General features: G+C 61.7%; 25 protein-coding genes. 17 read left to right on the top strand and 8 right to left on the bottom strand.

Translation table 11 applies throughout. From position 1 onward, the window contains the following. Nucleotides 1-35: 35 nt before the first annotated feature. Complete coding sequence (locus tag TR36_RS01525) at nt 36-1514, bottom strand: DUF2125 domain-containing protein (protein ID WP_062762204.1); 1479 nt, start codon at nt 1512-1514, stop codon at nt 36-38. 96 nt (nt 1515-1610) lie between these two features. Between TR36_RS01525 and TR36_RS01520 the strand changes: the two genes are divergently transcribed. After that, nucleotides 1611-2345: an SDR family oxidoreductase gene (locus tag TR36_RS01520; RefSeq protein ID WP_045388152.1), complete on the top strand. Its 735-nt coding sequence runs from the start codon at nt 1611-1613 to the stop codon at nt 2343-2345. A gap of 34 nt (nt 2346-2379) precedes the next feature. Here TR36_RS01520 and TR36_RS01515 read toward each other — a convergent pair whose 3' ends face one another. Further along, the gene (locus tag TR36_RS01515) at nt 2380-4572 is read right to left on the bottom strand and encodes a DEAD/DEAH box helicase (protein ID WP_370553317.1); all 2193 of its coding nucleotides are present in this window, start codon (nt 4570-4572) and stop codon (nt 2380-2382) included. 233 nt (nt 4573-4805) lie between these two features. On the opposite strand from TR36_RS01515, the gene TR36_RS14830 reads away from it, so the two are divergent. The 3 genes from TR36_RS14830 to lpxK are packed head-to-tail and all read left to right on the top strand — an operon-like array spanning nt 4806 to nt 7183. Further along, on the top strand, nt 4806-5051 hold the full coding sequence (locus TR36_RS14830) for a DUF4170 domain-containing protein (protein WP_045388155.1): 246 nt from the start codon (nt 4806-4808) through the stop codon (nt 5049-5051). Between the two features lie 15 nt (nt 5052-5066). Beyond that, a complete protein-coding gene (locus TR36_RS01505) occupies nt 5067-6215 on the top strand; it encodes a 3-deoxy-D-manno-octulosonic acid transferase (protein WP_062762202.1) in 1149 nt (382 codons plus the stop codon). After that, nucleotides 6215-7183 carry a tetraacyldisaccharide 4'-kinase gene (gene lpxK, locus TR36_RS01500; protein WP_045388158.1) on the top strand — a complete coding sequence of 323 codons (969 nt, stop codon included), beginning with the start codon at nt 6215-6217 and terminating at the stop codon, nt 7181-7183. The genes TR36_RS01505 and lpxK overlap by 1 nt, the downstream gene beginning before the upstream one ends. A 1-nt stretch (nt 7184) precedes the next feature. Here the strand turns inward: lpxK and TR36_RS01495 are convergent, their stop codons facing one another. Together TR36_RS01495 and TR36_RS01490 are read right to left on the bottom strand one after the other, a co-directional pair. Next, entirely contained in the window at nt 7185-7811 is a 627-nt protein-coding gene (locus TR36_RS01495; protein WP_045388160.1) for a DsbA family protein, read from the bottom strand. Further along, nucleotides 7808-8347, bottom strand: a complete 540-nt coding sequence (locus TR36_RS01490) for a DUF721 domain-containing protein (RefSeq protein ID WP_082714808.1) — start codon at nt 8345-8347, stop codon at nt 7808-7810. The genes TR36_RS01495 and TR36_RS01490 overlap by 4 nt, the downstream gene beginning before the upstream one ends. Before the next feature lie 85 nt (nt 8348-8432). On the opposite strand from TR36_RS01490, the gene mutY reads away from it, so the two are divergent. Beyond that, nucleotides 8433-9467 (top strand): A/G-specific adenine glycosylase, encoded by a 1035-nt coding sequence (mutY, locus tag TR36_RS01485; RefSeq protein ID WP_062762199.1) that lies wholly within the window; start codon nt 8433-8435, stop codon nt 9465-9467. Between the two features lie 61 nt (nt 9468-9528). On the opposite strand, the gene TR36_RS01480 is transcribed toward mutY, so the two are convergent. Together TR36_RS01480 and TR36_RS01475 are read right to left on the bottom strand one after the other, a co-directional pair. Continuing rightward, nucleotides 9529-10632, bottom strand: a complete 1104-nt coding sequence (locus TR36_RS01480; RefSeq protein ID WP_062762196.1) for a site-specific DNA-methyltransferase — start codon at nt 10630-10632, stop codon at nt 9529-9531. Nucleotides 10633-10745: 113 nt separating this feature from the next. Beyond that, on the bottom strand, nt 10746-11363 hold the full coding sequence (locus tag TR36_RS01475; protein WP_153010462.1) for a ribonuclease HII: 618 nt from the start codon (nt 11361-11363) through the stop codon (nt 10746-10748). 135 nt (nt 11364-11498) lie between these two features. Here TR36_RS01475 and TR36_RS01470 point away from each other — a divergent pair, with 135 nt between their 5' ends. The 9 genes from TR36_RS01470 to TR36_RS01430 all read left to right on the top strand — a co-directional run bounded on the left by TR36_RS01470 (nt 11499) and on the right by TR36_RS01430 (nt 21610). After that, a complete protein-coding gene (locus TR36_RS01470) occupies nt 11499-12593 on the top strand; it encodes a carboxynorspermidine decarboxylase (protein ID WP_062762194.1) in 1095 nt (364 codons plus the stop codon). Nucleotides 12594-12630: 37 nt separating this feature from the next. Continuing rightward, on the top strand, nt 12631-13869 hold the full coding sequence (locus TR36_RS01465) for a saccharopine dehydrogenase family protein (RefSeq protein ID WP_045388169.1): 1239 nt from the start codon (nt 12631-12633) through the stop codon (nt 13867-13869). A gap of 267 nt (nt 13870-14136) precedes the next feature. Further along, on the top strand, nt 14137-15234 hold the full coding sequence (locus TR36_RS01460; RefSeq protein ID WP_202814361.1) for an ABC transporter substrate-binding protein: 1098 nt from the start codon (nt 14137-14139) through the stop codon (nt 15232-15234). Nucleotides 15235-15317: 83 nt separating this feature from the next. Further along, nucleotides 15318-16109 carry an ABC transporter permease subunit gene (locus tag TR36_RS01455; RefSeq protein WP_082714838.1) on the top strand — a complete coding sequence of 264 codons (792 nt, stop codon included), beginning with the start codon at nt 15318-15320 and terminating at the stop codon, nt 16107-16109. Then, complete coding sequence (locus tag TR36_RS01450) at nt 16106-16885, top strand: ABC transporter permease (RefSeq protein ID WP_045388177.1); 780 nt, start codon at nt 16106-16108, stop codon at nt 16883-16885. Before TR36_RS01455 ends, TR36_RS01450 begins: the two co-directional genes overlap by 4 nt. Beyond that, entirely contained in the window at nt 16882-17928 is a 1047-nt protein-coding gene (locus TR36_RS01445) for an ABC transporter ATP-binding protein (RefSeq protein ID WP_062762191.1), read from the top strand. Before TR36_RS01450 ends, TR36_RS01445 begins: the two co-directional genes overlap by 4 nt. Before the next feature lie 57 nt (nt 17929-17985). Beyond that, the gene (locus tag TR36_RS01440; protein ID WP_062762189.1) at nt 17986-19242 is read left to right on the top strand and encodes an alpha/beta hydrolase; all 1257 of its coding nucleotides are present in this window, start codon (nt 17986-17988) and stop codon (nt 19240-19242) included. After that, complete coding sequence (locus TR36_RS01435; RefSeq protein WP_045388186.1) at nt 19239-20789, top strand: GMC family oxidoreductase; 1551 nt, start codon at nt 19239-19241, stop codon at nt 20787-20789. Before TR36_RS01440 ends, TR36_RS01435 begins: the two co-directional genes overlap by 4 nt. Nucleotides 20790-20800: 11 nt before the next feature. Beyond that, complete coding sequence (locus tag TR36_RS01430) at nt 20801-21610, top strand: NADPH-dependent oxidoreductase (protein ID WP_045388845.1); 810 nt, start codon at nt 20801-20803, stop codon at nt 21608-21610. Between the two features lie 2 nt (nt 21611-21612). Here the strand turns inward: TR36_RS01430 and TR36_RS01425 are convergent, their stop codons facing one another. Both TR36_RS01425 and TR36_RS01420 read right to left on the bottom strand, forming a co-directional pair. Continuing rightward, the gene (locus TR36_RS01425; protein ID WP_237763494.1) at nt 21613-21843 is read right to left on the bottom strand and encodes a DUF167 domain-containing protein; all 231 of its coding nucleotides are present in this window, start codon (nt 21841-21843) and stop codon (nt 21613-21615) included. A 632-nt stretch (nt 21844-22475) separates the two neighbouring features. Beyond that, on the bottom strand, nt 22476-23480 hold the full coding sequence (locus tag TR36_RS01420) for a siderophore-interacting protein (RefSeq protein WP_062762187.1): 1005 nt from the start codon (nt 23478-23480) through the stop codon (nt 22476-22478). A 357-nt stretch (nt 23481-23837) separates the two neighbouring features. Here TR36_RS01420 and TR36_RS01415 point away from each other — a divergent pair, with 357 nt between their 5' ends. From TR36_RS01415 to TR36_RS01405, 3 genes are read left to right on the top strand one after another with little or no spacing between them, the layout of a single operon-like run. Next, nucleotides 23838-24527, top strand: a complete 690-nt coding sequence (locus TR36_RS01415) for a phosphatidylserine decarboxylase (protein WP_062762184.1) — start codon at nt 23838-23840, stop codon at nt 24525-24527. Beyond that, on the top strand, nt 24527-25276 hold the full coding sequence (pssA, locus tag TR36_RS01410; RefSeq protein ID WP_045388191.1) for a CDP-diacylglycerol--serine O-phosphatidyltransferase: 750 nt from the start codon (nt 24527-24529) through the stop codon (nt 25274-25276). Before TR36_RS01415 ends, pssA begins: the two co-directional genes overlap by 1 nt. Next, nucleotides 25273-25896, top strand: a complete 624-nt coding sequence (locus TR36_RS01405) for a class I SAM-dependent methyltransferase (RefSeq protein WP_045388194.1) — start codon at nt 25273-25275, stop codon at nt 25894-25896. The genes pssA and TR36_RS01405 overlap by 4 nt, the downstream gene beginning before the upstream one ends. Nucleotides 25897-26014: the final 118 nt, after the last annotated feature.

Below are 26014 nucleotides of genomic sequence, written 5' to 3'. Positions count from 1 at the left end.
TATCGGACGTAATGCCCTACCGATCCCGCCGCAACCTATCGCAAGCGTTGCCCGTTGACGGAAATACCACCATCTTTCATTTCGACGGTCGATGTCACCGTATCCTCTTCCCCCCGCACGGGGCGGCCGAACATCCCCAGAATCATCCGTGCGCCAAGCGCCTGCTCTTGTGGCAGCAATCCGGCCGCAATGGCGGAATCGATCACACTGTTCCCCCCGCGCAGTTTTAGGTTCAATGTGCCGTCCGGCTCGGGTGGAGCGATGGGAAAGCTGTCCATGCTATAGGGTGGCAGGGTGAATTCGCCCGTTGCCCCCAGCTCGGCCCCCGCAAGGCGCAGCTGGAAATCGTTGATCGTCAACTGCTCCAGATTTTTTTCGCCATCATCCCCTGCAGGCCCGGCAATCTTTCCCTGAAGATCAAGGCGCAGATCGGCCGGGTCCCGGGGAAAGGCCCGCTGCGGATCGAACATATCCCATAGAGGGTCGGAAACCGTCAGCCCTGCCAGTCCAATTTTGGCGGCAACTGTCTGCGCCCCATCTGCCGCAAGGGGAGAGGTATCGACATCCCAATCCAGATTATCGATTGCCGCATCCACAACAACCGGCAGCCTGTTTCCATCCACGTTCAGGGCAATTTCCGCCAGATCCCCTGCAGACCGGCTGCCCTCGGCCGACACCGAGGTGCGCGTGGAACCGGGGCCGGTTGTGCCCTTGCCCTTCACGATGACACTCCGGTCGCTGAAGGCAAAATCGAAGGTGGAGTCGGAATAGGCGATGTTGTTCCAGCTCTCGAATCCTGCATTGACGCGATCGGTCATGCCAAGACCACCGGTTATCGCCGCAAGGGTGGAACCCTTCCCCTCCATCACCAGATTGTTCAGATGATGGTTGCCGATGAAGGAAACGGTGTCGCCGCTGCTGGCGAATTGCGCGTCGACCGCATCCGCCGTCATATGCGACGCCATTTCACCCGTATTCTGGAAATCCCCGCGCAGGTCGGCCAGATTCACCTCGGCCCGCAGGGGAAGCGGTTCATCATCCCCTGTCATGTCCGTCATCAGAAAGCCCAGCATATCCGCGGTATAATCGTACTTCACCGCCCCCGGATCACCGCTGGCAACAATCGACAAAGCATTTTCGCGCAATATCAGGTTTGCCTCGAAGGTGGAGGGATCGGGATCATACGCAACCGAAGACGGGGTGGCCCTGATTGCGACCGGCGTCTCCAGCATCGGCACGACGGCAACCGACCCATCCCCCCGATCCCGGAACGTGATGCCCGCAATGGTCGCCTCGATCGCGACATCGCTGTCGGGCAGAACCATCTTCACGCCGCGGGCAACAAAGGCACCGCCCTCGGTTGATGTGCTTTCGGCGGTGATGACCGCACCCGTCCCTTCCGCCCCGGCAGACCAGTCCTGCCAGACCTGTTCAGGGGTCACACCCGCCAGAACCCCGCCAGAGCTAAGTCCGAGGCCGATAAGGCTTGCCGTAAACAAATGGCTCGATTTCATGCGGTATTCTTTCCCTCGGCGGTATTTGGTCTAAGGTCGGCTACCAGCCCCGAAGGGTCAAGGGGCAGCACGGGTTATCATCGAAGGGTCGGCGGAATGTTGGGAAAGATCGTAGCTATCACAGGGGCGGGGCGCGGGATCGGACTGGCCACGGCCAGAGTGTTCTCGGAGGCTGGCGCAAGGGTCATGATGCTGGGGCGTGATGTGGACGCAATGGAAGCTGCCGGTCCGGATGGGGCCGAGGCAGTCCATTGCGATGTGGCCGATGCCGCCTCGGTGGCGCAGGCCGTTGCCGGCATCACGTCACGCCACGGGCGGCTGGATGTGCTGATCAACAATGCAGGAATCATTGATCCCATCGCCCCGCTGGCCGAGGCTGACCCCGACGCATTCTCGCGCGCGATGGATGTGAATATCAAAGGTGTGTTCTACGGCCTCCGCGCTGCAATTCCCCCCATGCGCGCCCAGGGCGGGGGGACAATCATCACCGTCGGCTCCGGCGCGGCATATCGCCCGCTGGAAGGATGGGGGGCCTATTGCACATCAAAGGCCGGGGCCCTGATGCTGACCCGTGCCGCCCATCTGGAAGAGGCGGCAAACGGGCTTCGCATTCTCAGCATGTCACCGGGTACCGTGGCCACCGACATGCAGCGCCAGATCAAGGCAAGCGGGATCAACCCCGTCAGCCAGCTTGATTTTGCCGACCATGTGCCGCCGGAATGGCCCGCCAGATTGCTGCTGTGGATGTGCGGAGATGCGGCAGACGACTGGCTGGGGGACGAGGTTTCGCTGCGGGACGAAAACATCCGCCGCGCCGTCGGCCTGATATAAAAAAGGGGGCCGCAAAGGCCCCCCTTTTCAACACTCAGCCTTTTTTCGGGGGCGTGAAGCGTTTGGATGTATCACTTGCGTTGCGCGGGGCGGGTTTGGCACCGGCACGCGAGGGGCGCGCTTCGGCGCCACCATGCGATTTGAAGCCACCCGAACGGGCAGGTTTGCCGTCCGCACCCTTGTATCCGCCGGCACGGGGGCCGAAGTCGGGCTTGCCGCCGTGCGACTTCGAACCGGCTGCGCGGGGTTTGCCGTCAGGCTTGCCGCCGAAGCTTTTGAAACCGGCCGAACGCGGACGATCACCTTCGCCCTTGGACGCGCGCTCATCGGCATTCCACCGCGGCTTCTTGTCCTTCGGCTTCACGCTGTCGCGCGGCAATACATCACGGCCATCTTCGGGCGACCAGTTGCTCTGCGGCTTTTCCGTACGGGCCGGACGCGGGGCATCATCCTCGACGAAACGCGAAGGCTTGGGCTGGTAGGGTGCCTTTTCACGGGCCGGACGCACAGGACGATCCTCGCGCGCTTCGCGCGGGGCACGGGCCGGACGATCATCGCGGAAACCACGGTCCTCCCGCGGGGCGCGGGCGGGGCGATCTTCACGCGGCGGACGGGGCGGACGGGCGCCACGCTCCGGGCGGTCCAGAACAGGCTCACCAGCCATACGCTCCATGTCGATACCGGCTTCTACCGTCATCCGGTCGCCGAACTTGCCGGCCGAACCCGAGGCGATCTGCACATAGCTCTGATCCTGCTGGATGCGGATCGCGCCGATCTCGTTCTTGGTGATGCCACCGGCTTCACACAATTTGGGCAGCAACCAGCGCGCTTCGGCCCGACCCGTGTGGCCGACCGTCAGCTTGAACCATACGGAATCGCCAAACTCGCCACGGGCGCGGGGGGCTGCGGCACCGCTTGCAGGCGCAGAAACATCCGTCAGCACCTCGGGGGCCGAACGGCCTTCACGCCACAGGCGGATAAAGGCGGCAGCAACGCTGGGTGCGCCGAACTGCTCGATCAGACGACCGGCCAGATCCGCTTCCTCACCCACGTCAGCGGTCAGGGTCGGATGGGTCACGATACGTTCGTCATCCTTGGCCTGCACATCTTCTGCCGAAGGGGGCGCCGCCCATTCAGCCACGACCTTGGCACCTTGCAGCAGGCGCTGTGCCTTGCGGAATTCGGCCTGTGGCACGATCAGCGCAGATACACCCTTGGCACCCGCGCGGCCTGTACGGCCCGAACGGTGCAGAAGGGTTTCGGAGTTGGACGGCAGATCGGCGTGGATCACCAGATCCAGCCCCGGAAGGTCGATCCCGCGTGCCGCGACATCGGTCGCGATACACACCTTGGAACGGCCGTCCCGCAGCGATTGCAGGGCATGTGTCCGCTCCTGCTGGCTCAGCTCACCCGAAAGGGCGACAGCCTGAAAGCCGCGGTTCGACATGCGGGCCAGCAGATGATTCACGTTGGCGCGCGTTTTGCAGAAAACGATCGCCGTCCGCGCTTCGTAGAAACGCAGCGTGTTGAAAATCGCATGTTCCTTGTCACGCGAAACAACGCTCATAGCGCGGTATTCGATGTCCACGTGCTGCTTGGACTCGCCACCAGCCTGGATGCGCAGGGCATCATTCTGGAAATCCTTGGCCAGCGCGGCGATCGCCGGCGGCACGGTCGCCGAGAACATGAGCGTGCGGCGGTCTTCGGGGGCGGCGGACAGGATGAATTCCAGATCATCGCGAAAGCCCAGATCCAGCATCTCGTCGGCTTCGTCCAGAACGGCGGCACGCAGACCGGACAGATCCAGCGACTTGCGTTCGATATGGTCACGCAGACGGCCGGGCGTACCCACGACAATATGTGCGCCACGATCCAGAGCCCGCTTTTCCGTGCGGTAATCCATACCACCGACACAGGTCGCGATCACGGCACCGGCTTCGGCATAAAGCCATTCCAGCTCCCGTGCGACCTGCAGGGCCAGTTCCCGCGTCGGGGCAATGGCCAGCGCCAGCGGGGTATCCGCAAACAGCAGGCGGTCCGAACCGTTGAGGATTTCAGGTGCAAGCGCGAGGCCGAACGCCACAGTCTTGCCCGAACCCGTCTGTGCCGAAACAAGCGCATCGCGCCCTTCGACGTTCGGGGCGATAACTGCCTCCTGAACCGCGGTCAGGCTGGCATAGCCCTTGGCTTCGAGCGCCGCTGCCAATGGCGCGGCGATACGTGTCATATCCGTCATGATCTTTTCCCAAAGGGGGGCGGCAATGCCGCCGGTCAACCGGCTATCCGTTGCCCCTTTAGGCGATGACCCAATTTCACCGCTAGGGCCTACCGGGCCGAAGGGGGGCTTCTAGACGTTGTCGCAGGGGATGTATAGCCCTTGTTATGCATCAGACGAAACTTGAAGCGCCCAAGCCACCACGATATGACCAATCCACGATCGCCAGCATCCAAGGAGGCATCATGGCCCAGCGACTGCATCTCGTTTTCGGCGGCGAGCTTATCAGCCCGTCCAAAAACGTGTTCCGAGATACGAGCAATATTGATATTGTTGGCATGTTCCCCGATTACGACAGCGCTTTCAAAGCGTGGAAAGGGGCTGCGCAGCGCACCGTAGATGACGCGCATACGCGGTACTACATCGCCCATATCCATCGTCTCCGTGATGAGGCGCAGGCCGCTTCCGCTACGGAAGAGCTTGGAATCTAATTCAAAAAGGAAAGCATGGCCCATTTGTTCGGCCTTACGCTTTACGCTCTTGCCAATCGGCGCGAGGCTGCGCGCACGGCCTTGCCCGACCGCCCGAAGGGGCGGTTGGTCTGGATTCATGCGCCGGGTGAGGATTGCGCGCGTACAGGCGCCGAACTTGCCCGCCGCCTGACCGAGGATCTGGATGTCGCCAGCATAATCACCGACACGGAGACCGCGCCCCATGACAGCATGGCGGATGTGAAGGTCTTTCTGGACCACCTCCGGCCCGATGCCTGTGTCTTTCTGGGGGGGGAGGTGCGCCCTGCCCTTCTGGCCGAGGCGAATCTGCGCGGCATTCCCCTGATGATGGCGGATGCCCATGCCCCCACACTGCCCCCGGGCGTTCGCTGGGTCCCGGGAATCTTGCACAGCACCCTTGATCGCTTTGCCCATATTCTGACGCTCGACGAATCGGCCGCACGCAGCTTTCGCCGTGCCGGTGCCGATGCCGATACCGTAAAGGTTGCGGGCCGGATGGAAGAACCGCACGGAACGCTGTCCTGCACCGAGGCCGAACGGCTGGAGCTGGCCGCCACCCTTGCCACCCGCCCCATCTGGCTGGCGGCCAGCCTGCCGCAGATCGAGGAAGACGCCGTTATCCTGGCCCATCGTGCCGCGCTCACGCTGTCGCACCGCCTGCTGCTGATCGTTGTGCCTGCCGTGCCAGAGCGGGCAACCATTCTGGCCGAACGGATGGAGGCGGCAGGCCTGTCGGTAGCGCAACGCGCCGCCGAGGATGAGATCCTGCCTGAGACCGAGGTCTATATTGCCGATAATGCCGAAGAGCTTGGCCTTTGGTACAGGCTTGCCCCCATCTGTTTTCTGGGGGGCAGCCTGACCACCGGCGCCCTGCGCGATCCACTGGAGGGGGCAGCCCTTGGCTCCGCGCTGATCCATGGCACCAGCGCCGGGGAACATGCCGGCACTTTCGCGCGGCTGGCCGGACGGCGGGCCTCGTTGCCCGTGGCCCACCCTCGCGCCCTTGCGGATGCGCTGGCGGACCTCATGTCCCCCGAGCGGGTGGCCGAACTGGCTGGCGCGGCATGGGAGGTCGCCTCGGACGGCGGAGAGGTGACGGACCGCGTTCTTGCCCTGATAGATCGCATGCTGGAAGATCGCTGATGCGCACACCCGATTTCTGGTTCAAACGCGATGATCCGCGGGCGCGGATCCTGCGCCCGCTGGGGGCGATCTATGCCCGCGCGACCGCACGCCGCGTTGCGCAATCCGGCTGGACGGCCCCCGTCCCCGTGATCTGCATCGGCAATCTGAATGCCGGCGGCACCGGTAAGACACCGACCGTCATTGCGCTGCTTGAACGGCTGGCTGTGCGAAACCGGTCGGCGCATGTCGTGTCACGCGGGTATGGCGGCGAACTGGCCGGCCCCGTGCGCGTGGATGCGGCTGTGCATACGGCAATGCATGTGGGGGATGAACCGCTGCTTCTGGCGGCCTTTGCCCCGGTCTGGGTAGCGCGGGACAGGGCCGAAGGCGTGCGCGCCGCAGTTGCCGCAGGGGCGCAAATCGTTCTGCTGGATGACGGGTTCCAGAACCCCTCCGTCCGTAAATCGCTGTCTCTCATCGTGGTCGATGCGGCCAAGGGCTTTGGCAACGGGCTATGCCTGCCGGCAGGGCCATTGCGAGAGCCTGTCGCCGCCGGGTTGGCACGCGCCGACCTGCTGCTGTCGATCGGCGATGAAGCCGCGCAGCGCGGTTTCGGCACGGATTGGCCCCTGCCGCACATGACGGGATATCTGGAGCCGCTGGAAACGGGAATGGATTGGCGGGCAACCCGTGCCATCGCCTTTGCAGGTATCGGCCATCCCGAAAAATTCTTTGCTACCCTCCGGTCCCTCGGGGCAACTGTTGTCGGTACGCACGCCCTGCGGGATCACCAGCCGCTTACACCAGCACTGATGCAACGTCTGCGGGCCGAGGCCGCAGCGCAGAACGCCATGCTGGTCACAACCGAGAAAGATGCCGTGCGTCTGCCGGCCGCGTTCCGGGCAGAGGTTCTGACCCTGCCCGTCCGCCTGAGGCTGGACGATCCGGCACCGCTGGATGCGGCACTGGACCGTCTGGGCCTTTAGATTACAGCTCTGCGTCGATCAGGGCTTTCAGGTCTTCGTAGCTCATGTTCGAATGTTTTTCGCCGTTGATGAAGATTGTCGGCGTTCCCTGAACATCGTCCGCCTTGGCGTTCGCCTCGTAATTGGAAACGAGGGCCTGAGCCATCGGGCCATCCGCCATGCATTGGTCCATCGTGGCATCATCCATGCCGGCGGTCTTGCCGATCCGCTTCAGGTTCTGCACCACGACCGCAGGATCATTCGATCCGGCCCATTCACGCTGCTGATCGAACAGGGCATCCGAAATGCCGAAATACCGCAGCTCACCACCGCAACGTGCCATCATCGACGCCCAAAGACCGTAACGATCGAAATACACCTCACGGAATACGAACTTCACCTTGCCCGTATCGATATATTCCGATTTGAGCTGCCCGAAGGCGTTTTCATGGAAATCGGCGCAATGCGGGCAGGTGTAGGAGGCATACTCCATGACCGTGACCGGCGCATCGGGCTGGCCCAGCACCATATCGGGGATGGTAATGGCTTCGGCCTCGGCCGCCGGGGCGGGGGCATCCTGTGCCAGTGCGGGCATTCCCGATCCTGCAAGCGCTGCGATCAGGGCCAGTTTTACGATACCGGTTTTCATGTCGATCTACCTTTCTTCGAATGCGCCATGCGCGTCAGATAATTGCGTGTCAGCGATTCCAGCGCCGACCGGAGCCCGTCATCGGCCACGCCGGAGGCCGTATCGGCGGCACGTGCCTCGATGACCGGATCGGGTGGAGGGGCCGGTTTGGGAACAGAGGTGAATTCGGCGTACCCGTCGGCAAAACCCGTGGGGGCGGTCTGTGTCAGAACGATGCGGGAAATGGCCGCATAGCCGTAGCAGGCATTCACCTTTTCGATCAGCCGCGGTTTCTGCATCTCGGCCATCGGCGCCTCGGCCGAACGGACAAGCAGGGTCAATGTGGCCCCGAACCCGTCACGTGGATAGCTGACCTTGACCGGACGCGTGATGCGCGCCAGATCGGGGCCGACAATCTCGGCCCAATGCGTCAGCAGGCGGGTTACGGCAAAACCACGCTTTTCCCCTACGGCGCGAATGCTTTCGCGCAGCAGGCCCGAGGCAGGCTCGAATCCGCGAAAGCGCCTTGCGCTTCGGGGGGGTGGTGGGGTGGCCATCTGGCTCCTCATCGTCATCACCGCTATCTTATGGGCGGCACCTGCCCGCGATGCCAGTCAAATGCCATGAAGGATACCATAAACATTGCGTGACGAAGATTTAAGCCGGACGCTGCTGGAATGGTATGACCGTCATGCCCGGACCCTGCCGTGGCGGGCCCCGCCCGGCAGTGACACCCGTACGGACCCCTATCGCGTGTGGCTGTCCGAGATCATGCTGCAGCAAACCACTGTTGCGGCGGTGCGCGCCTATTTTCAGCGGTTTACGGAACGCTGGCCCACGGTGGCCGATCTGGCCGCCGCCGCCGATGCCGATGTGATGGCCGAATGGGCGGGCCTTGGATATTACGCCCGCGCGCGCAACCTGCTGGCCTGCGCCCGCGCGGTAGTGGCCGATCACGGCGGCGAATTTCCACCGACCGAGGCAGGGCTGCGCAGCCTGCCGGGCATCGGACCCTATACTGCCGCCGCCATCGCCGCGATCGCCTTTGACGAACCCGCCGTGGTGGTGGACGGCAATGTGGAACGGGTAATGGCCCGACTGCGCCATATAGAAACGCCCCTGCCAGCCGCCAAACCCGAAATCGGGCAGGCTGCAGCGGAGCTGACACCTGCCCATCGCCCCGGAGATTATGCACAGGCCGTGATGGATCTCGGGGCCACCGTCTGCACCCCGCGCAAACCGGCCTGCGGCATCTGCCCGTGGCTGGACCCCTGCGCCGCACGCGCAATGGGCGATCAGGCAGAGCTGCCCCAAAAGACGGCCAAAGCAGCAAAGCCCACACGCGTGGGTACCGTCTGGCTGGCCCGCCGGGCAGACGGGTTATGGCTACTGGAGGACCGGCCTGCCAAAGGATTGCTTGGCGGCATGTGGGGCTGGCCCGGTTCGGATTGGGATCGCGCCGGCGGAGAGGTGCCGCTACAGGCCCCTTGGAAAAACATCGGAACCGTGCGCCATACCTTCACCCATTTCCATCTGGAACTGTCGGTGATGCACGCCGATGTCGGTCTGGGCGTCAATCCGGAACGCGGCAGCTTCCGCCCCTTGGTGGCAGAAAACCTGCCGACCCTGATGCGCAAGGCCTACGGTCTGGCAGAACAAAAAGACCCTGCCGGATAACGGCAGGGCAAGTGGCATCGCCGCGCGGAACGACGGCGATGCTGGCAAAACAGGTATAGGCTCAGACCATCTCGGCGCGGATCTGCTGGCGCAGCGTATCGATAGAGATCAACTTCCCCTCACGCTGGATATGCCAATAGGTCCAGCCGTTGCACGAAGGGGCGCCTTCCAGTCGAGCACCCACCTGGTGGATGGACCCCTTCACATCATCAAGTCCGACCAATGTACCATCCGCACGGATCTTGGCACTGTGGCGGTTGCCGATGGAATAGAGGTTTTCGCCCGGACGCAGCATGCCACGCTCTACCAGGGTGCCGAAGGGTACCCGCGGCTCGGCCCGCTTGGAGCCTGTTACGGCCAGGGCCTCTGCATCCAGCTTGCGCACGCGGCTGATCCGCTCGGCGGCGACCGTACGGTATTCTTCCTCGCGTTCGATCCCTATGAAATTCCGGCCCAGCATCTTGGCCACGGCACCGGTCGTGCCGGTTCCAAAGAACGGGTCCAGCACAACATCGCCCGGATTCGTCGTTGCCAGCAGCACACGGTGCAGCAACGATTCGGGCTTTTGCGTCGGATGCGCCTTTTCGCCCTCGGCGTTCTTCAGGCGTTCGTGTCCCGTGCAGATCGGCAGCACCCAATCCGAGCGCATCTGCGTCCCTTCGTTCAGGGCCTTCATCGCCTCGTAGTTGAACGTGTATTTCGAGGATTCGGATTTGGAGGCCCAGATCAGCGTTTCATGAGCATTCGTCAGCCGTTTGCCACGGAAGTTCGGCATCGGATTTGATTTGCGCCAGATCACGTCATTCAGAAGCCAATAGCCCTGATCCTGCAGCGCCGTGCCCAAACGGAACACGTTGTGATAGCTGCCGATGACCCAGATGGCACCATTCGGCTTCAGGATGCGGCGCGCCGCACGCAGCCAGTCATGGGTAAAACGGTCATAGGCCTGAAAGGAGGTGAACTGGTCCCAATGGTCATCAACCGCATCGACGCGGCTGTTGTCGGGGCGGTGAAGATGGCCCTTCAACTGAAGGTTGTAGGGCGGATCCGCGAAGATCAGGTCCACGCTTGATGCGGGCAGCGCATCCATCGCGGCCACACAATCGCCGCCCAGTATTTCATTCAGCGGCAGCTCGATTGCCGCCTTGTTTTCCGTTTTTGCCATCGTGATGCCTCATCCGTCCCGGCATTTTCGCCGTGGTTGTGGATAACTAATGGGACAAAACTGGGGCCGCCGTCAATTTATATAATGGAACAATGATTTAACAATTACTCTTGCTACAACATGTTGTGGATCGTTTTGAAAGAACGCCTATGGTGCGGGGTTATCCCCAGGCGCTGCAATCCCTGCCGGTGATCGGCTGTCGGATAGCCTGCATTCCGCTCCCACCCGTAGCCGGGATACTGGAGGGACAGATCCGCCATCAGCCGGTCCCGCACCACCTTGGCCACGATCGAAGCTGCCGAAATCGACAGTGACCGTGCGTCCCCCTTGATCAGGGCAAGGTTCGGCATGGGTGAATCGCGCAACGCCAGATTGCCGTCGATCAGGGCATAATCCGGGGCCACACGCAGCCCTGCCAGGGCCCGGCGCATCGCCAGATGACTGGCCCACAAGATGTTCAGCTGGTCGATTTCCTCGACGCTGGCATGTGCCACGGATACATCGGCCACCTCCAGCAGTTCTATATATAGTGTTTCGCGCTTTTTGGCTGTCAGCTTCTTTGAATCGTTCATACCCTTGGGGATATGTCTGGGGTCAAGCCAGACTGCGGCCGCCGTCACGGGGCCTGCCAGGGGGCCACGGCCCACCTCGTCCACGCCCGCGATGCGGACAAATCCTTGGGCACGGGCCGTATCCTCGTGCTGGAAATCGGGAAAATCGGGTATATCCATGCGCCAGCCTCTAGCCCAGTCAATGCGGGAATGTCACCCCGCTGTCATACGCGGAAGGCAATACGCTTGCACCTACGGGGGCTGGGACATATGTGTTCACCCTGATTTTGCATGCCGCTTTTGTGGGAGTGTCCAATGATCCCGACGCCATATTACCGCATCGACCTTGCCGCCATTGCCAAGAATATGGCGGTGATCGACCAACTGTGCGCGGCTTCCGGGGCAAAGGCACTGCTGGCGCTGAAGTGTTTTGCCACATGGCCCGCCTTCGATGCGATGCGCGACCACATGGCGGGTACAACCTCGTCCAGCCTGTACGAACTCCGCCTTGGCGCGGAAAAATTCGGCAAGGAAACCCATGCCTATTCGGTGGCATGGGCCGAAGACGAGATCGATGAGGCTGTCGGCCATGCCGACAAGATCATCTTCAATTCCATAGGCCAGCTAGAGCGGTTCGAGGATCGCGCCAGCAGCATCCAGCGCGGTTTGCGGTTGAACCCGGGCATCTCCACCTCGGGGTTCGATCTTGCAGACCCCGCGCGTCAGTTCAGCCGCTTGGGTGAATGGGACCCGGCAAAGATCGAGGCCGTCCTTGACCGCATTTCCGGCTTCATGATCCACTATAACTGCGAGAATGCCGATTTTGAGCTGTTTGACCGTCAGCTGGCGGAAATCGAGGCGCGCTTCGGGGATCTGATGATGCGCGTGGAATGGGTCAGCCTGGGGGGCGGTATTCATTTCACCGGCAAAGGCTACCCCGTTGACAAGCTGGCGGCGCGGCTCAAGGCATTTGCCGACCGTTTCGGCATTCAGGTTTATCTGGAGCCGGGCGAAGCTGCGATCACCGGCACGGCCACGCTGGAAGTCAGCGTGCTCGACATTCTGGACAACGGCAAACGTCTGGCAATCGTCGACAGCTCGGTCGAGGCGCATATGCTGGATCTGCTGATCTACCGCCTGCCTGCCAAGATGGAAACGTCTGGCAGCCACAGCTACCAGATCTGCGGAAAATCCTGTCTTGCCGGTGATATTTTCGGTGATTTCACCTTTGCGAATGAACTGAAGGTGGGTGACCGGCTGTCGATTGCCGATGCGGCAGGCTATACCATGGTAAAGAAGAACTGGTTCAATGGCGTGAAGATGCCCGCCATTGTGCTGCGTGACCCCGATGGCACAGAACGGGTCATGCGAGAATTCGGCTATGCCGATTACGCGGCCAGCCTCGGTTGACCGCCCTTCCCTCTGTCCTTGAAGGAGACGGTTCGAAGTGAAACGAAACGTGTTGATCATCGGCGCCGGCGGCGTCGCACAGGTTGTGGCGCATAAATGCGCGCAGAATAATGACGTGCTGGGCGATCTGCATATCGCATCCCGCACCATCGGCAAATGCGAGGCAATTCTGGCCTCTGTCGCCGAAAAAGGCTCGATGAAGGTCGATGCCCCGTTTACAGCGCATGAAGTCAACGCGATGGACAGCGCCGCGGTTGCCGCCCTGATCCGCAAAACCGGCGCGCAGATTCTGATCAACGTCGGATCGGCCTTTGTGAACATGACGGTGCTGGAAGCCTGCATCGAGACCGGCATCGCCTATCTCGACACGGCGATCCACGAGGATCCTGCCAAGATCTGCGAAACCCCGCCATGGTACGGAAACTACGAATGGAAGCGTCGCGCGCGCTGCGCCGATGCGGGCGTAACGGCGATCCTCGGTGTCGGCTTCGATCCGGGTGTGGTGAATGCCTATGCCCGTCTGGCTGCAGATGAGCATCTGGATACGGTGTCTTCCATCGACATCGTGGATATCAACGCAGGATCGCACGGACGCTGGTTCTCCACGAACTTCGATCCCGAAATCAACTTCCGCGAATTTACCGGCACGGTCTACAGCTGGCAGAACGGCGCATGGCAGTCGAACAAGATGTTCGAAGTGGGCCAGACCTTCGATATGCCCGTGGTCGGGCCGCAAAAGGCCTATATGACCGGCCATGACGAGGTGCATTCGCTTTCGGCCCGCTATCCTGATGCGGATGTGCGGTTCTGGATGGGCTTCGGGGATCATTACATCAACGTCTTTACCGTGCTGAACAATCTGGGCCTGCTGTCCGAACAGCCCGTCACCACCGCCGAAGGGCTGGAGGTTGTTCCGTTGAAGGTGGTGAAGGCCGTGCTGCCCGACCCGTCCAGCCTTGCCCCCGATTATGTGGGCAAGACCTGCATCGGTGATATCGTCAAGGGGACCAAGGACGGCGCGGAGCACGAGGTGTTCATCTACAACGTGGCCGACCACAAGGAAGCCTTCAACGAAACGGGCAGCCAGGGCATCAGCTACACTGCCGGTGTGCCGCCGGTTGCCGCTGCCATCTTGGTTGCCAACGGCACATGGGATGTGTCGAAGATGGTCAACGTAGAAGAGCTGGAGCCGAAGCCGTTCCTGGCCCTTCTGGGCGAAATGGGTCTGCCGACCCGTATCAAGGACGCTGCGGGCGACCGCCCCTTCTTGGGCTGAGAACCTGTCTTCCGTCATGGCGGCCCCCTTGCATGGCAACGGGCCGCTATGGCAAAATCGGGCTGGCAACCATCCCGGACATATCGCGATTGCCCCCGCCGCCAGCACAGACCATCGCCGGAATACCCTTTGTGCATCCGGATTTACACAGGCTGTAAACGGGCTTTCATAAAACGTCACACTGCGCCACTATTCCTTGACGGCCGGGGCGAGTCATTGCCCGCCGGGCGATGAATCTTGTTCAAGGAAACACAACGCATGATCACGATGACAACCCGGTGCATCGCACTTGCCACAACCGCAGTGCTTGCCACCAATTCGTTCGCCGCAGCGCAGGATCTGTCGGCCCTTGAAGCTGCCGCAATGGAAGAGGGCATGCTGACAACCATCGCCCTTCCCCACAGCTGGTGCGGCTATGGCGATCTGATTGCCGGCTTCAAGGCAAAATACCCCGGCATCACCGTAAACGAATTGAACCCCGACGCAGGTTCGGCCGACGAGCTGGAAGCCGTTCGGGCGAACAAGGGAAATACCGGCCCGCAGGCCCCGGACGTGCTGGACGTGGGCCTGTCGTTCGGCCCCCAGGCCAAGGAAGAAGGCCTGTTGCAGCCGTACAAGGTTTCGACATGGGACGAGATTCCCGACACCATCAAGGATCCCGACGGATATTGGTACGGTGATTACTATGGCGTCATCTCCTTCCTCGTGAATGAGGATCTGGTGACCGAAATCCCGACCGACTGGGACGATCTGCTGAAATCGGATTATGCCGGTCAGGTCGCCCTTGCGGGTGATCCGCGCGCTTCGAACCAGGCCATCCTGTCGGTTCTGGCAGCAGGCATGGCTGCGGGCGGCGAGGCCGGCTCCGATGCCGCACAGCAGGGGCTGGACTATTTCCAGGAAATGAACGCCGAAGGAAACTTCGTTCCGGTCATCGGCAAGGCGGGCACGCTTGCGCAAGGCGCCACACCCATCGTTATTACATGGGATTACAACGCATTGGCATGGGGCGATACCCTAGCAGGCAATCCCCCGACCAAGGTGGTGGTGCCGGAAAGCGGTGTTCTTGCGGGTGTGTACGTGCAGGCCATTTCCGCCCATGCACCGCATCCGAACGCAGCAAAACTGTGGATGGAGTATATCTATTCGGATGAAGGCCAGAACCTCTGGCTGAAGGGCTACTGCCACCCCGCCCGCTTCAACGCGATGAGCGAGGCCGGCAAGATTCCCGCCGAACTGCTCGAGGCGCTGCCCCCCGCAGAGAGCTATGCCAAGGCCTATTTCCCGACCCTGGAAGAGCAGGCCGCCAACAATGACACCGTTACCAGCGGTTGGGATGCCGTCGTGGGTGCCAACGTCCAGTGACAGACCAGACTCCACATTCACGCCCGCCCCGCCGGTTCAATCCGGCGTGGCTAGGGGTGCTGCCATTCGCGTTGTTCGTATCGATGTTCCTGATCGCGCCGACGCTGAACATCGTCATCGGTGCCTTCCAGACGCCTGATGGCAGCTTCACCCTTGCCAACATCCAGGGACTTTTCACGCGGTCGATCATGTCGTCCTACTGGATCTCTATAAAGATCTCTGTCGCTTCGGCGGCAATCGGGTCTTTGGTCGGGTTCCTCATGGCGACGGCGGTGGTGCTGGGCGGCTTGCCCCGTGGCCTCCGCGCCCCCCTGATGACGTTTTCCGGTGTCGCCTCGAACTTTGCCGGGGTGCCGCTTGCCTTTGCCTTTCTGGCGACGCTTGGCCCTCTCGGTCTGGTGACAGGTGTGCTGCGGACGGAATTCGGGATCAACCTGCGGGCCTACGGGTTCAACATCCTCAGCTTCTGGGGGCTGACGATCACCTATCTGTTCTTCCAGATTCCCCTGATGATCCTGATCATTACCCCCGCGCTTGACGGGTTGAAACGGGAATGGCGCGAGGCTGCATCCTGCCTGGGAGCCACCGGCGCACAGTACTGGCGCATGGTTGCCCTGCCGATCCTGTTTCCAACCATCATCGGCACCTTTGCGCTGCTGTTTGCAAACGCCTTCGGCGCAGTTGCCACCGCCATTGCCCTGACAGGTTCATCCCTGAACATCGCACCGATCATGCTGTTCGCGCAGATCCGGGGGGATGTGCTGGGCGATCCGCAACTGGGCTATGCAATGGCCTTCGGCATGATCGTCATCACGGCGGTTGCCAATGTCACCTATATCGTCCTGCGTATCCGGTCCGAGAGGTGGCTGAAATGACGCGTGCTGCTGCTTGGGCCATCCTGATCCTCGGGGCCATCTACTTCATTCTGCCGTTGATGGGCATGATCGAATTCTCTTTGTCGATGCGGCGGGGCGAATACAGTCTGGACGCCTATCGTATCGTTCTGGCGGATCCGCAATTCCGCCGCACCTTCGGTTATTCGGTCATGATGGCCATTGCCACGATCGTGGTCGGTATGCTGCTGGTGGTGCCTACAGCCTATTGGGTGCAGCTGAAACTGCCGCGTCTTCGACCGCTGATCGAGTTCATGACACTGCTGCCGCTGGTCATTCCCGCCATTGTGGTCGTGTTCGGTTATATCCGGCTGTACAACACCTCCAGCTGGTTGCCGCTGACCGGATCGCTGACGGGCACGAACATCCTGCTGATGTGCGGATATATCATGCTGGGTCTGCCCTATATGTACCGCGCAGTGGATACCGGATTGCGCGCCGTCGATGTTGCAACCCTGACAGAAGCGGCGCAATCCCTCGGGGCAGGCTGGGGTACGATCCTTTGGCGGCTGATCCTGCCAAATGTACTCGTGGCGGTGCTTTCCGGTGCATTCGTGACCTTTGCCATCGTCATGGGTGAATTCACGATGGCCGCCCTCCTGAACCGTCCGGCCTTCGGGCCATATCTGCAGCTGATGGGCGCCAACCGTGCCTATGAACCCTTTGCGCTGGCCACGATCGCCTTTGCAATCACCTGGGCCTGTATCGGGGCCATGCAGCTGTTCACACGATTTTCCAGACAAGGCCGCCCGACATGAGCTTTCTTAAACTATCGCACCTCGAGAAAAGCTTCGGGGCAAGCCATGTCGTCCGCAATTTCAATCTGGAGGTGGAGCGGGGGGAATTCATTTCACTGCTCGGCCCGTCCGGCTGCGGAAAAACAACGGTTCTGCGCATGGTCGCGGGGTTTGAAAAACCGGATGTCGGCAGCATTTCCATTGCGGGCAAGGACGTGACAGCCTTGGGGGTACGCCGCCGGGATATCGGCATGGTCTTTCAGGCTTATGCCCTGTTTCCGAACCTGACCGTGGCGCAGAACGTGGGGTTCGGGCTGAAGGTTCAGGGCACGGCACGGTCCGAAATCTCGGCCCGCGTTCAGGAGATGCTGGCGCTGATCGGCCTGCCGGACAAGGCGGATCGCTACCCCTACCAGCTGTCCGGGGGCCAGCAGCAGCGCGTTGCCCTGGCCCGTGCCCTGGCGCCGCGCCCCAAGGTGCTACTGCTGGATGAGCCGCTTTCGGCGCTGGATGCCAAGATCCGCGTATCGCTGCGGAACGAGATCCGCGAAATCCAGAAGGCGCTTGGCATCACCACCATCTTCGTGACCCATGATCAGGAAGAGGCGCTGTCTTTGTCGGATCGTGTGGTCGTGATGCACAAGGGCGTGGCAGACCAGATCGGCACCCCGTTCGAGGTGTACAACGCCCCGGCGACCCGTTTTGTGGCGGGCTTTGTCGGAACGCTGAACACCCTGGAGGCCGAGGTGATCGATGCGGCCACCGGCACCGTCGCATTGGGCGCTCAGCGTCTGGTACTGGACCGGCCCCTGCCTCCGGGTCCGGTTACCTTGGGGCTGCGTCCCGAAATGCTGCATATGGAGGGCGGCCCCGCCTATCTGACGGGCAGGGTGATGGCCTCGGACTTTCTCGGTTCGGTTGTCCGGGTCCGTGTGGATGTGGCAGGCCAGATTTTGGCGTTGGACCAGTTCAACAGCACCCGTCGGGCCCCGCCCCGCGTGGGGGAAGAGCTGCGCTTCGGGCTGAACCCTTCTGACGTCTTGGTGATCGCTCCGGCAGGCTGACACGGCGGAACCTTGCTGCGCCTCTGTCGTTGGACAAGGCGCAGCAAAGGAACCCCCATGCAAGGTCAGCCCCCCCGCTCCGCACCCTTTGGTGCGGCGCGTTATAATACCCCCACCCCAATCACCGTTGTTTTCCTGCACGCCCTTGGTGGCAGCGCGCGCAGTTTCGATGCGGTTGCGGGGCTTTTGCATCCGGCATTGACGCCACTTGCGCTAAATCTGCCGGGGTTCGGGGACAATGTGCTGCAAGGCGCACCCTCACTGGACCGGACGCTGGCCCATATTGCGGATAACGTTCCCAAGGACGGGCCATGGATCATGGTGGGGCACAGTATGGGGGCCAAGTTCGCCTCGATGCTGGCGGCGCGCAACCCGGCGGGGCTATGCGGGATTTGCCTGGTGGCAGGCTCTCCGCCCTCCCCCGAACCGATCGATGAGGCGCGACGTGCGTCGATGACTGATTGGGCCGCAGATGGGCCGCTGAGCTATGCCAATGCTGCCGAATTCATTGCAGGGAACACGGCCTCCCCCCTTCCAACCCAGGCACATGAGGCATTGGCGCATGATCTGCAGCGGACCGACCCTGCGGCGTGGACGCATTGGCTGCAAACCGGGGCGAAACAGGACGTACGGGATAAGGTAGGAGAAATTTCGCTGCCCGCTATCATTCTTGCCGGGGCCGAGGATGGCGATCTGGGCGCGGCAAACCAGCGCCTGCTGAACCTGCCCCATTACACGGATGGCACGGTGCAGGAAATCGACGGCGCCGCACATCTGATCCCCGCCGAACGGCCTGCCGCCCTAGCCGCCGGCATCCACGCGCTGTGGCATATCATCCGGCTGGACCATGCGACGGATATCGATCCGCTGACCAAGGCCGTGCTGCGCAAACGCCTTCAGGGTCCGCATCCGGTTTCCCTGCTGGAGGATGCCGACCGCAAGATATTGCGGGCAATCACCGCCCGTCTGGTCCCTGCCGAAGATGTCATAAACCTGCCCCTGCGGGTGGAGGCTGCCGTGGCGACGGGCGGTGGCGACGGCTGGCGATTTGCCGATCTGCCCCCTGATACAGACGCCTTGCGGCAGGGATTGCAGGCTGTTCGCGCCGATCGGCCCGATTTTCCCGATCTGCCACCCGCCGAACAGGACGCATATCTTCGCCGCATCCAGAAAGGCCCCCTTTCCCGCTGGTTTGAGGATCTGCGGGCCAATACCGTCAAGGAATGGGTCTCGCACCCCGTCACCCTGCAACGTCTTGGGTATGACGGGCTGACCGATCCACGAACCCTGCCCCAAAAGGAGGTTCGCATATGAACCTGACCCGGATGAAACAGTATTCCCTGCAGGACACGGTGGATGCCGTGATTATCGGCACCGGTGCCGGCGGCGCGCCTATCCTTGCACGTTTGGCGCAGGCAGGCCGGTCAGTGGTAGCCCTTGAGGCAGGGCGCAACTTTGCGCCCGAGGATCACTCTACCGATGAAACGGTTGCCGATCTTTACTGGATGGAGGAGCGGCTGAGCGGGGGAGACATGCCGCAGGTGTTCGGGCCGAACAATTCCGGCAAGGGCGTCGGCGGATCCACCCTGCATTGGGGGGCCTTCTGCCCCCGCCNGGACCCCCGTGATCTGCAACTGGCAACGCTGGACGGCAAAGGGGCCGATTGGCCTGTCAGCCATGATACCTTGATCCCCTATATCACCGAGGTGGAACACTTCCTGAGCGTTTCCGGCCCCGCGACCTATCCATGGGATGATCGTGGCCCCTATCCGAACCCGCCCGTGGACCGCAATGCCCCCGCCAACCGGATGGCCAAAGGGTGCGAGGCCTTGGGCATCACCGCCACCGATGGCCCTGCCGCGCTGGTTTCACGCCCGGTTCAGGATGACGATTGGGGCACCCGACCGGGATGTGTCGATTGCGGCAAATGCCATCAGGGATGCCGGACGGGTGCCAAGGCCTCAATGGACAATACCTATCTGCCCCTGGCCGTGACGCATGGTGCCGAAATCCGCGCCGAGGCGATGGTAACGGATATCGAACGCGATGCTGCGGGCCATGTGACGGCCGTTATCTACCAGCAAGGCGGGCAACAGCACCGCCAGCCCTGCAAGGCCGTATTCCTGTGTGCCGGGGGTGTGGAAACCCCACGCCTTCTGCTGAACCTCGGGCTTGCCAATTCCAGCGATCAGGTGGGGCGCAACTACATGGCCCATGTCGCCACACAGGTCTGGGGCTTTTTCGACGAAGACATGCATATGAACGTCGGCTACCCGTCCTCGCTGATCACCGAGGATATGCTGCGCCCTGCGGATGCCGATTTCATCGGCGGCTATCTGATCCAGAGCCTTGGCGTGGTCCCCGTGACACTGGCCAACGGGATGACCCGCGGCGCGGGGCTATGGGGGGAGCCGCTGATGCAGGTAATGAACAGGTATCGCCATATGGGTGGCATCGGGATCAATGGAGAATGCCTGCCGCATGAGGATAACCGCCTGACCCTGTCGGAGGAAACGGATCAATGGGGGCTGCGCAAGGCGCGGGTGGATTTCAGCTATCACGACAATGAACACGCCATTGACCGCCATGCCCGCACCGTGATGACCCGCATCTGGGAAGCCGCCGGCGCAAAGGATATTTTCGTCATGCCCCGCGCCGCGCATACGATCGGCACTTGCAGGATGGGCACAGACCCTGCAACCTCGGTCGTGGATGCCGACTGTCGTACGCATGATATTGATAACCTGTGGATTTGCGACAATTCGGTCTTCCCGAGTGCATTGGCTGCAAATCCGGCATTGACCATTATGGCGCTTGGTTTGCGCGCAGCAGATGCCTTCCTGCAAAAGCAACCGCGTTAATGGAGACTGCGATGACCACCGACCCCAAAGTATTCCGGCGTTACCGTGAGGATGTGGCAACCGTGCCGCTGAACGAAACACTGGAAACGATGCTCGATCACCGCTCGGTCCGGCACTACCTGCCCGACGCTCTGGACGAAGGGGTTCTGGAAACGATCGTTGCCGCAGCCTCTTCTGCCCCCACTTCATCGAACGTGCAGGCGTGGAGTGTGATCGCTGTCCAGAACCCCGAAACCCGTGACCGTCTGGCGGAAATAGCTGGCGGGCAGAACCATATCCGGCAGGCCCCCATGATCCTTGTATGGATTGCGGACCTTGCGCGGGCCAAGGTCATCGGCACGGCGGCCAACGAAGAAATGGCGGCACTGGATTATACCGAGACATTCTTGCTGGCCGCGATCGATGCAGCCATTGCGGGCCAGAACGCGCTGGTGGCGGCAGAATCCCTTGGGCTGGGAACTGTCTATATCGGTGCATTGCGCAATGATCCGGAGGCCGTGGCCGGGCTGCTGGGGCTGCCCCCGCGGACCATGGCCGTATTCGGTCTGGTGATCGGCCACCCCGATCCTGCAATCCCGTCGGATGTAAAGCCACGTTTGCCGCAGCAGGCGGTGCTGCACCACGAAACATATGCCGTCGAGGCGCAGCCCCCTGCCGTCGAACGGCATGATGCGGCCACGGTTGCCTTCCGCACCGAGCAGAACCTGCCGCGTCAGACCTGGTCCGATCTGTTGGTGGCACGCCTGCGGGATGTTGCAGCCCTGAAAGGCCGGGACAAACTGCGCGGCGCGCTGCAGCGCATGGGAATCAAGATGGAATAACACTATTCCAATACGCGAAACGTTTTCTCGCGGGATGTTGCCCCACGCACCAGTTCTAGGCGCGATGGGGCACAGCCCAGATGTTTTGCCAATAGGGTACGCGCAGCATCCGTTGCGCGGCCACCTTCGGGCGGAGCCGTCACGTAAATACGCAAGGCACCCTCTCTGGGGGTATCGACCTTGTTGCGAGACGCCCGTGGCTGGACACGGACATTGATCAACCGTTCACCCATTGCCTTCTCCTGCCATACGACCGGCTTTGGCATGCCTTGCCACCATCGGCACAGACGCTCCGGGCCAAGCATACTGCAACATTCCGGATTTCCGGCCTTGATTCTGCGGCAAAGGTGGTATTGCAGGCAGGCGTGGGCAACCTATCAATAGTATATGGTTCACCCAAACGATATTGCCCCGATACCCACGGGAATTCTAAACGACCGTATGATCGTTCAAGGTCATATCCACGGCATCTACCCTATATCCCCTGAACCGATGGTTTGCGGATCAACCGCTGCAACCGGAAGGGGGCAGGATCGATATACGGATCTTCATTCGTCACCATTCGGGCCCTCATCTCCCCTGCGGTCGGACCGATCCCGAAACCATGACCCGAAAACCCGGTGGCGATATGCAATCCGGGCAATGATGGCGCCAATCACAACGACATCACTGCCCCGGGGCAGATCCGACAAACAGACGGCATCAGGCAAGATACGAGACACGGGAGCGCGCTCCGCACAAGACCATACGAGACGTGTGGCAACAGCGGAACAGGATTGGCAACTACAACCACATACATTGACGCTGAAAACGCCTGCATGCTGGCCAAAAGAGCTGACCCTTTCGGGTCAGCGTAAGATCATGCCTATTCTTCGCCCGCAGCCCAATAGGCCAATGCGTGGCTTTCCCCGCGTTTCAACCCGAGGGCCTTGGCGTGTTCACGCGCAAGGGCGGCTTCCGATTTCTCGGCGGCCACATAGACATAGCGCGGACCTTCCGGCACCTGCATGGCACGGAACACATCCATGACCGAAGCCCCCTGATCCCTGAACGCCCAAGTCAGCTGGATGCCTTCGGGGCAGGAAACGGGCTGCACATCCGCCGCCGAAGGCACCACGATGGTCGCAACGCCCTGCGTGCCCAGAGGCGCACCTTCGATCATGCGGATGATGGCCGGCATGGCCGTTTCATCGCCCACAAGGCCGATCCAGGGAGCCTCGGTCAACCCGGTTCCCCCCGGCCCTGTCAGGGCAACTTCCTCACCCTCTTGCAGGGTGGCGGCCCAGTCGTTCACGCGACCGCCTTCATGGCGGAAAATGTCGAATTCCATCCACAATCCATGCGGGCAGATATGCCGGATCGTATAGGCTGGGCGATGCCACGCCTCTACCCCGCTGGGCCAGACCGTGCCGCCGGTTTCATCGCTATAGGGCCAGTCCGACCCCTTCGCGGCAATCAACAGACGAAAATGCAGACCGCCGTCCAGAAAGCGCGAATAATCACCCCGGACCCGCACACGTATGAACGATGGTGAAACTGCGGTGACGGATTCGCAATGGCCCAGCACCATGTTGGCCGGATTGGCCCCGGCCCGCATCCGCGCCCAGGTGATGCAGTGCTTCAGCCCCTCCAGACCCAGATGCCAGTCAAGCGTATCGCGCAGGTACAGAAGATTGACGCTGTCCTTGGACGAAAGCTCTACCTGAATACGCTCGCCATCCTCGAAAACATCCAGCAGGCCATAATGCGTCTGCACCCTTGTGCCGCGATCAAGCACCTGAACAGGGGCCTCGATCTCTGCCGCACGGCGAATCAATCCGGGCAGGAATGTCGCCGCAGGGATATCCAGAATGGCAGTTGTCCGTTCCATGACCGCATCTCCTTGGCGTGCCAGTGCAACTTGGCACCGGGATTCTCTGGCACCGCCTTATATCCATACTTATTTCGTAAAGAATTTCCAAGCGTCTTGTGAGCATCTGCCTGAATTGGCGTTCTGCCTGCAAAAAGGCATTTGCCGCATCCATCGGCCGTATGCCGCGCAAACATCTCGTCAGCGTGATTTGCCGGTTTCCATATTCCCCATTAGCAGCAAACGTCATGCCGCGATTTCCGGTTGTTGCTGTATGCCCCCCTGATGTCGGCACAGTGCGGCATCACGGTGGTTGCGACGTCGGGCAAAACAACGCTATCGATAGTCCGACACCTTTTTGACCGAAAGCAGACACCTATGCGCATGTCCGATACGATCCTGAAGCCGATGCATCCCGAAGGTTGGCGGTTCGTCGGCATCTTTGCAGTCATCACCCTTGTGCTGTTCTGGCTGTGGGAGCCATTGGGCTGGCTGGGCGTGATCCTGACGATCTGGTGCTACTATTTCTTTCGGGATCCGATCCGGCAGGTTCCGACCGGTGAAGGGCTCGTGATCAGCCCTGCGGATGGAATCATCTCGCAGATTGCCGTTGTACCGCCCCCGCCCGAGCTGGGCATGGATCCGACGCCGCTGACCCGCATCTCGGTCTTCATGTCGGTCTTCAACGTTCACGTGAACCGCTCGCCCGTTACCGGGCATCTGGTAAAGATGGCCTATACCCCCGGCAAGTTCCTGAATGCCTCGCTGGACAAGGCGAGCGAGCATAACGAGCGGAACGCGCTGCTGATCCGTGCCGGAGAGCATGATATCGCCTGCGTACAGATCGCAGGCCTGGTGGCGCGCCGCATTCTGCCCTTTGTCAAGGAAGGGGCGGTCATGCAGGCAGGGGAGCGTTTCGGGCTAATCCGTTTCGGGTCGCGTCTGGACATCTACCTGCCCACCGGCATCGCACCGCTGGTTGCCGAAGGGCAGACCATGATTGCGGGTGAAACGGTTCTGGCCAACCTGACCGGAACGGAACTGCCCCGCCCGGCACGGCGCGATTGATGGGACGTCCGCCCTTGCGCCGCATGTCGATGGCCCAGATGCTGCCCAACCTTCTGACGTTGGGCGCGATCTGCGCCGGGCTGACATCGATCCGCTTTGCCGTCGAGGGGCGGATCGACCACGCGATCTTTCTGATCATCCTTGCCGCCGTGCTGGACGGGCTGGACGGCCGCCTTGCCCGCATCCTGAAAAGCGAAAGCGCGATCGGCGCCGAGCTGGATTCCCTTGCCGATTTCCTGAATTTCGGCGTGGCGACGGGCATGCTCGTCTTCATGACCATGTTCCATTTGGAAAACAGTCTGGGCTGGATTGCCGTCCTGATCTACGTGATCTGCTGTGTCATGCGGCTGGCGCGGTTCAACGTAGGGATCAAGACGCCGGATGCCGATGCGATCCCCGGCTATTTCACGGGCGTTCCCTCGCCCGCGGGGGCCATGCTGGCGCTGATGCCGATCGCCCTGCAGCACGCCTTCCATTCCATTCCGCCGATTGCGACACCGCTGATGGCACTCTGGATGGTATTCGTGGGCTGGCTGCTCATCAGCCGGATCCCGACCCCTTCGCTGAAGCTTGTCCGCCCGCGGGCCGAGCATATGCGCTATCTGATCGTGGGCGTCATCGCCATGATCGCCATTCTTTTCACCTGGCCCTGGGAGGCGCTTCTGGCGCTCGACCTCGCCTATCTTGCAACGGTGCTGTGGTCCTTCATCCGCAGTCGCCGCCGTCTTGACCGTAAGGATGCCCGTTGAAAATAGATTCCGTCACCAGCAGCTATCGGCGTTGGGCGCCGGTTTATGATCTTACATTCGGTCGCATCACCAGCGCGGGCCGCAGGCGCGCCGCGCAGCATGTGACCGCGCGCGGGGGCCGCGCCCTGGAGGTGGGGGTTGGCACCGGCCTTGTCCTGCCGCTTTACGGATCAACGGTCAGCGTGACGGGCATCGATTTTTCCACCGACATGCTACAGAAGGCCCGCACCAAGGTATCCGAGATGAACCTGCGCCATGTGCAGGAACTGCGGCAGATGGATGCCCGCACGCTGGATTTTCCGGACGGCAGCTTCGACACGGTCGTGGCCACCCATGTGCTGTCAGTGGTGCCCGAGCCGGAGCGCGTTCTGGCGGAAATGGCACGTGTCTGCCGGCCGGGCGGGCAGATCGTAATCGTGAACCATTTTTCGGCAGAGGGCGGCGCCTTGCGCCGGATCGAACGGATGGCCGCCCCGCTGGAGGACCATCTGGGCTGGCAGTCCAATTTCCCGATCACGCGCGTTCTGGGCAACCCCCTTCTGCGGGAGGTGGAGCGTGATCGCCTGCCCCCGTTGGGCATGATGACATGGCTGGTGATGGAGCGGATCGCCTCGGCGTGACCCCACGTCCGGTCACGAAACTGTCTCTGTAATTTGATATCCATGTCATCGCGGGCTAGGTTGCACTTGCACATAACGGCCCGCACACCCCCGCGGCTTCGCTTATCTGCGAAGATGT

Origin of the sequence: Falsirhodobacter sp. alg1 (genome assembly GCF_000739715.2) — a bacterium.
Lineage (GTDB): Bacteria > Pseudomonadota > Alphaproteobacteria > Rhodobacterales > Rhodobacteraceae > Falsirhodobacter.
Note: the sequence above shows the minus strand (reverse complement) of the source record. Positions and strands in the feature narration are given on the sequence as shown.

Coding starts and splice junctions, on each gene's coding strand:
- TR36_RS01525 (WP_062762204.1), bottom strand. CDS start 1,514: ATGAAATCGAGCCATTTGTTTACGGCAAGCCTTATCGGCCTCGGACTT.
- TR36_RS01520 (WP_045388152.1), top strand. CDS start 1,611: ATGTTGGGAAAGATCGTAGCTATCACAGGGGCGGGGCGCGGGATCGGA.
- TR36_RS01515 (WP_370553317.1), bottom strand. CDS start 4,572: ATGACACGTATCGCCGCGCCATTGGCAGCGGCGCTCGAAGCCAAGGGC.
- TR36_RS14830 (WP_045388155.1), top strand. CDS start 4,806: ATGGCCCAGCGACTGCATCTCGTTTTCGGCGGCGAGCTTATCAGCCCG.
- TR36_RS01505 (WP_062762202.1), top strand. CDS start 5,067: ATGGCCCATTTGTTCGGCCTTACGCTTTACGCTCTTGCCAATCGGCGC.
- lpxK (WP_045388158.1), top strand. CDS start 6,215: ATGCGCACACCCGATTTCTGGTTCAAACGCGATGATCCGCGGGCGCGG.
- TR36_RS01495 (WP_045388160.1), bottom strand. CDS start 7,811: ATGAAAACCGGTATCGTAAAACTGGCCCTGATCGCAGCGCTTGCAGGA.
- TR36_RS01490 (WP_082714808.1), bottom strand. CDS start 8,347: ATGGCCACCCCACCACCCCCCCGAAGCGCAAGGCGCTTTCGCGGATTC.
- TR36_RS01480 (WP_062762196.1), bottom strand. CDS start 10,632: ATGGCAAAAACGGAAAACAAGGCGGCAATCGAGCTGCCGCTGAATGAA.
- TR36_RS01475 (WP_153010462.1), bottom strand. CDS start 11,363: ATGGATATACCCGATTTTCCCGATTTCCAGCACGAGGATACGGCCCGT.
- TR36_RS01470 (WP_062762194.1), top strand. CDS start 11,499: ATGATCCCGACGCCATATTACCGCATCGACCTTGCCGCCATTGCCAAG.
- TR36_RS01460 (WP_202814361.1), top strand. CDS start 14,137: ATGACAACCCGGTGCATCGCACTTGCCACAACCGCAGTGCTTGCCACC.
- TR36_RS01455 (WP_082714838.1), top strand. CDS start 15,318: ATGTTCCTGATCGCGCCGACGCTGAACATCGTCATCGGTGCCTTCCAG.
- TR36_RS01450 (WP_045388177.1), top strand. CDS start 16,106: ATGACGCGTGCTGCTGCTTGGGCCATCCTGATCCTCGGGGCCATCTAC.
- TR36_RS01445 (WP_062762191.1), top strand. CDS start 16,882: ATGAGCTTTCTTAAACTATCGCACCTCGAGAAAAGCTTCGGGGCAAGC.
- TR36_RS01440 (WP_062762189.1), top strand. CDS start 17,986: ATGCAAGGTCAGCCCCCCCGCTCCGCACCCTTTGGTGCGGCGCGTTAT.
- TR36_RS01430 (WP_045388845.1), top strand. CDS start 20,801: ATGACCACCGACCCCAAAGTATTCCGGCGTTACCGTGAGGATGTGGCA.
- TR36_RS01425 (WP_237763494.1), bottom strand. CDS start 21,843: ATGGGTGAACGGTTGATCAATGTCCGTGTCCAGCCACGGGCGTCTCGC.
- TR36_RS01420 (WP_062762187.1), bottom strand. CDS start 23,480: ATGGAACGGACAACTGCCATTCTGGATATCCCTGCGGCGACATTCCTG.
- TR36_RS01415 (WP_062762184.1), top strand. CDS start 23,838: ATGCGCATGTCCGATACGATCCTGAAGCCGATGCATCCCGAAGGTTGG.
- pssA (WP_045388191.1), top strand. CDS start 24,527: ATGGGACGTCCGCCCTTGCGCCGCATGTCGATGGCCCAGATGCTGCCC.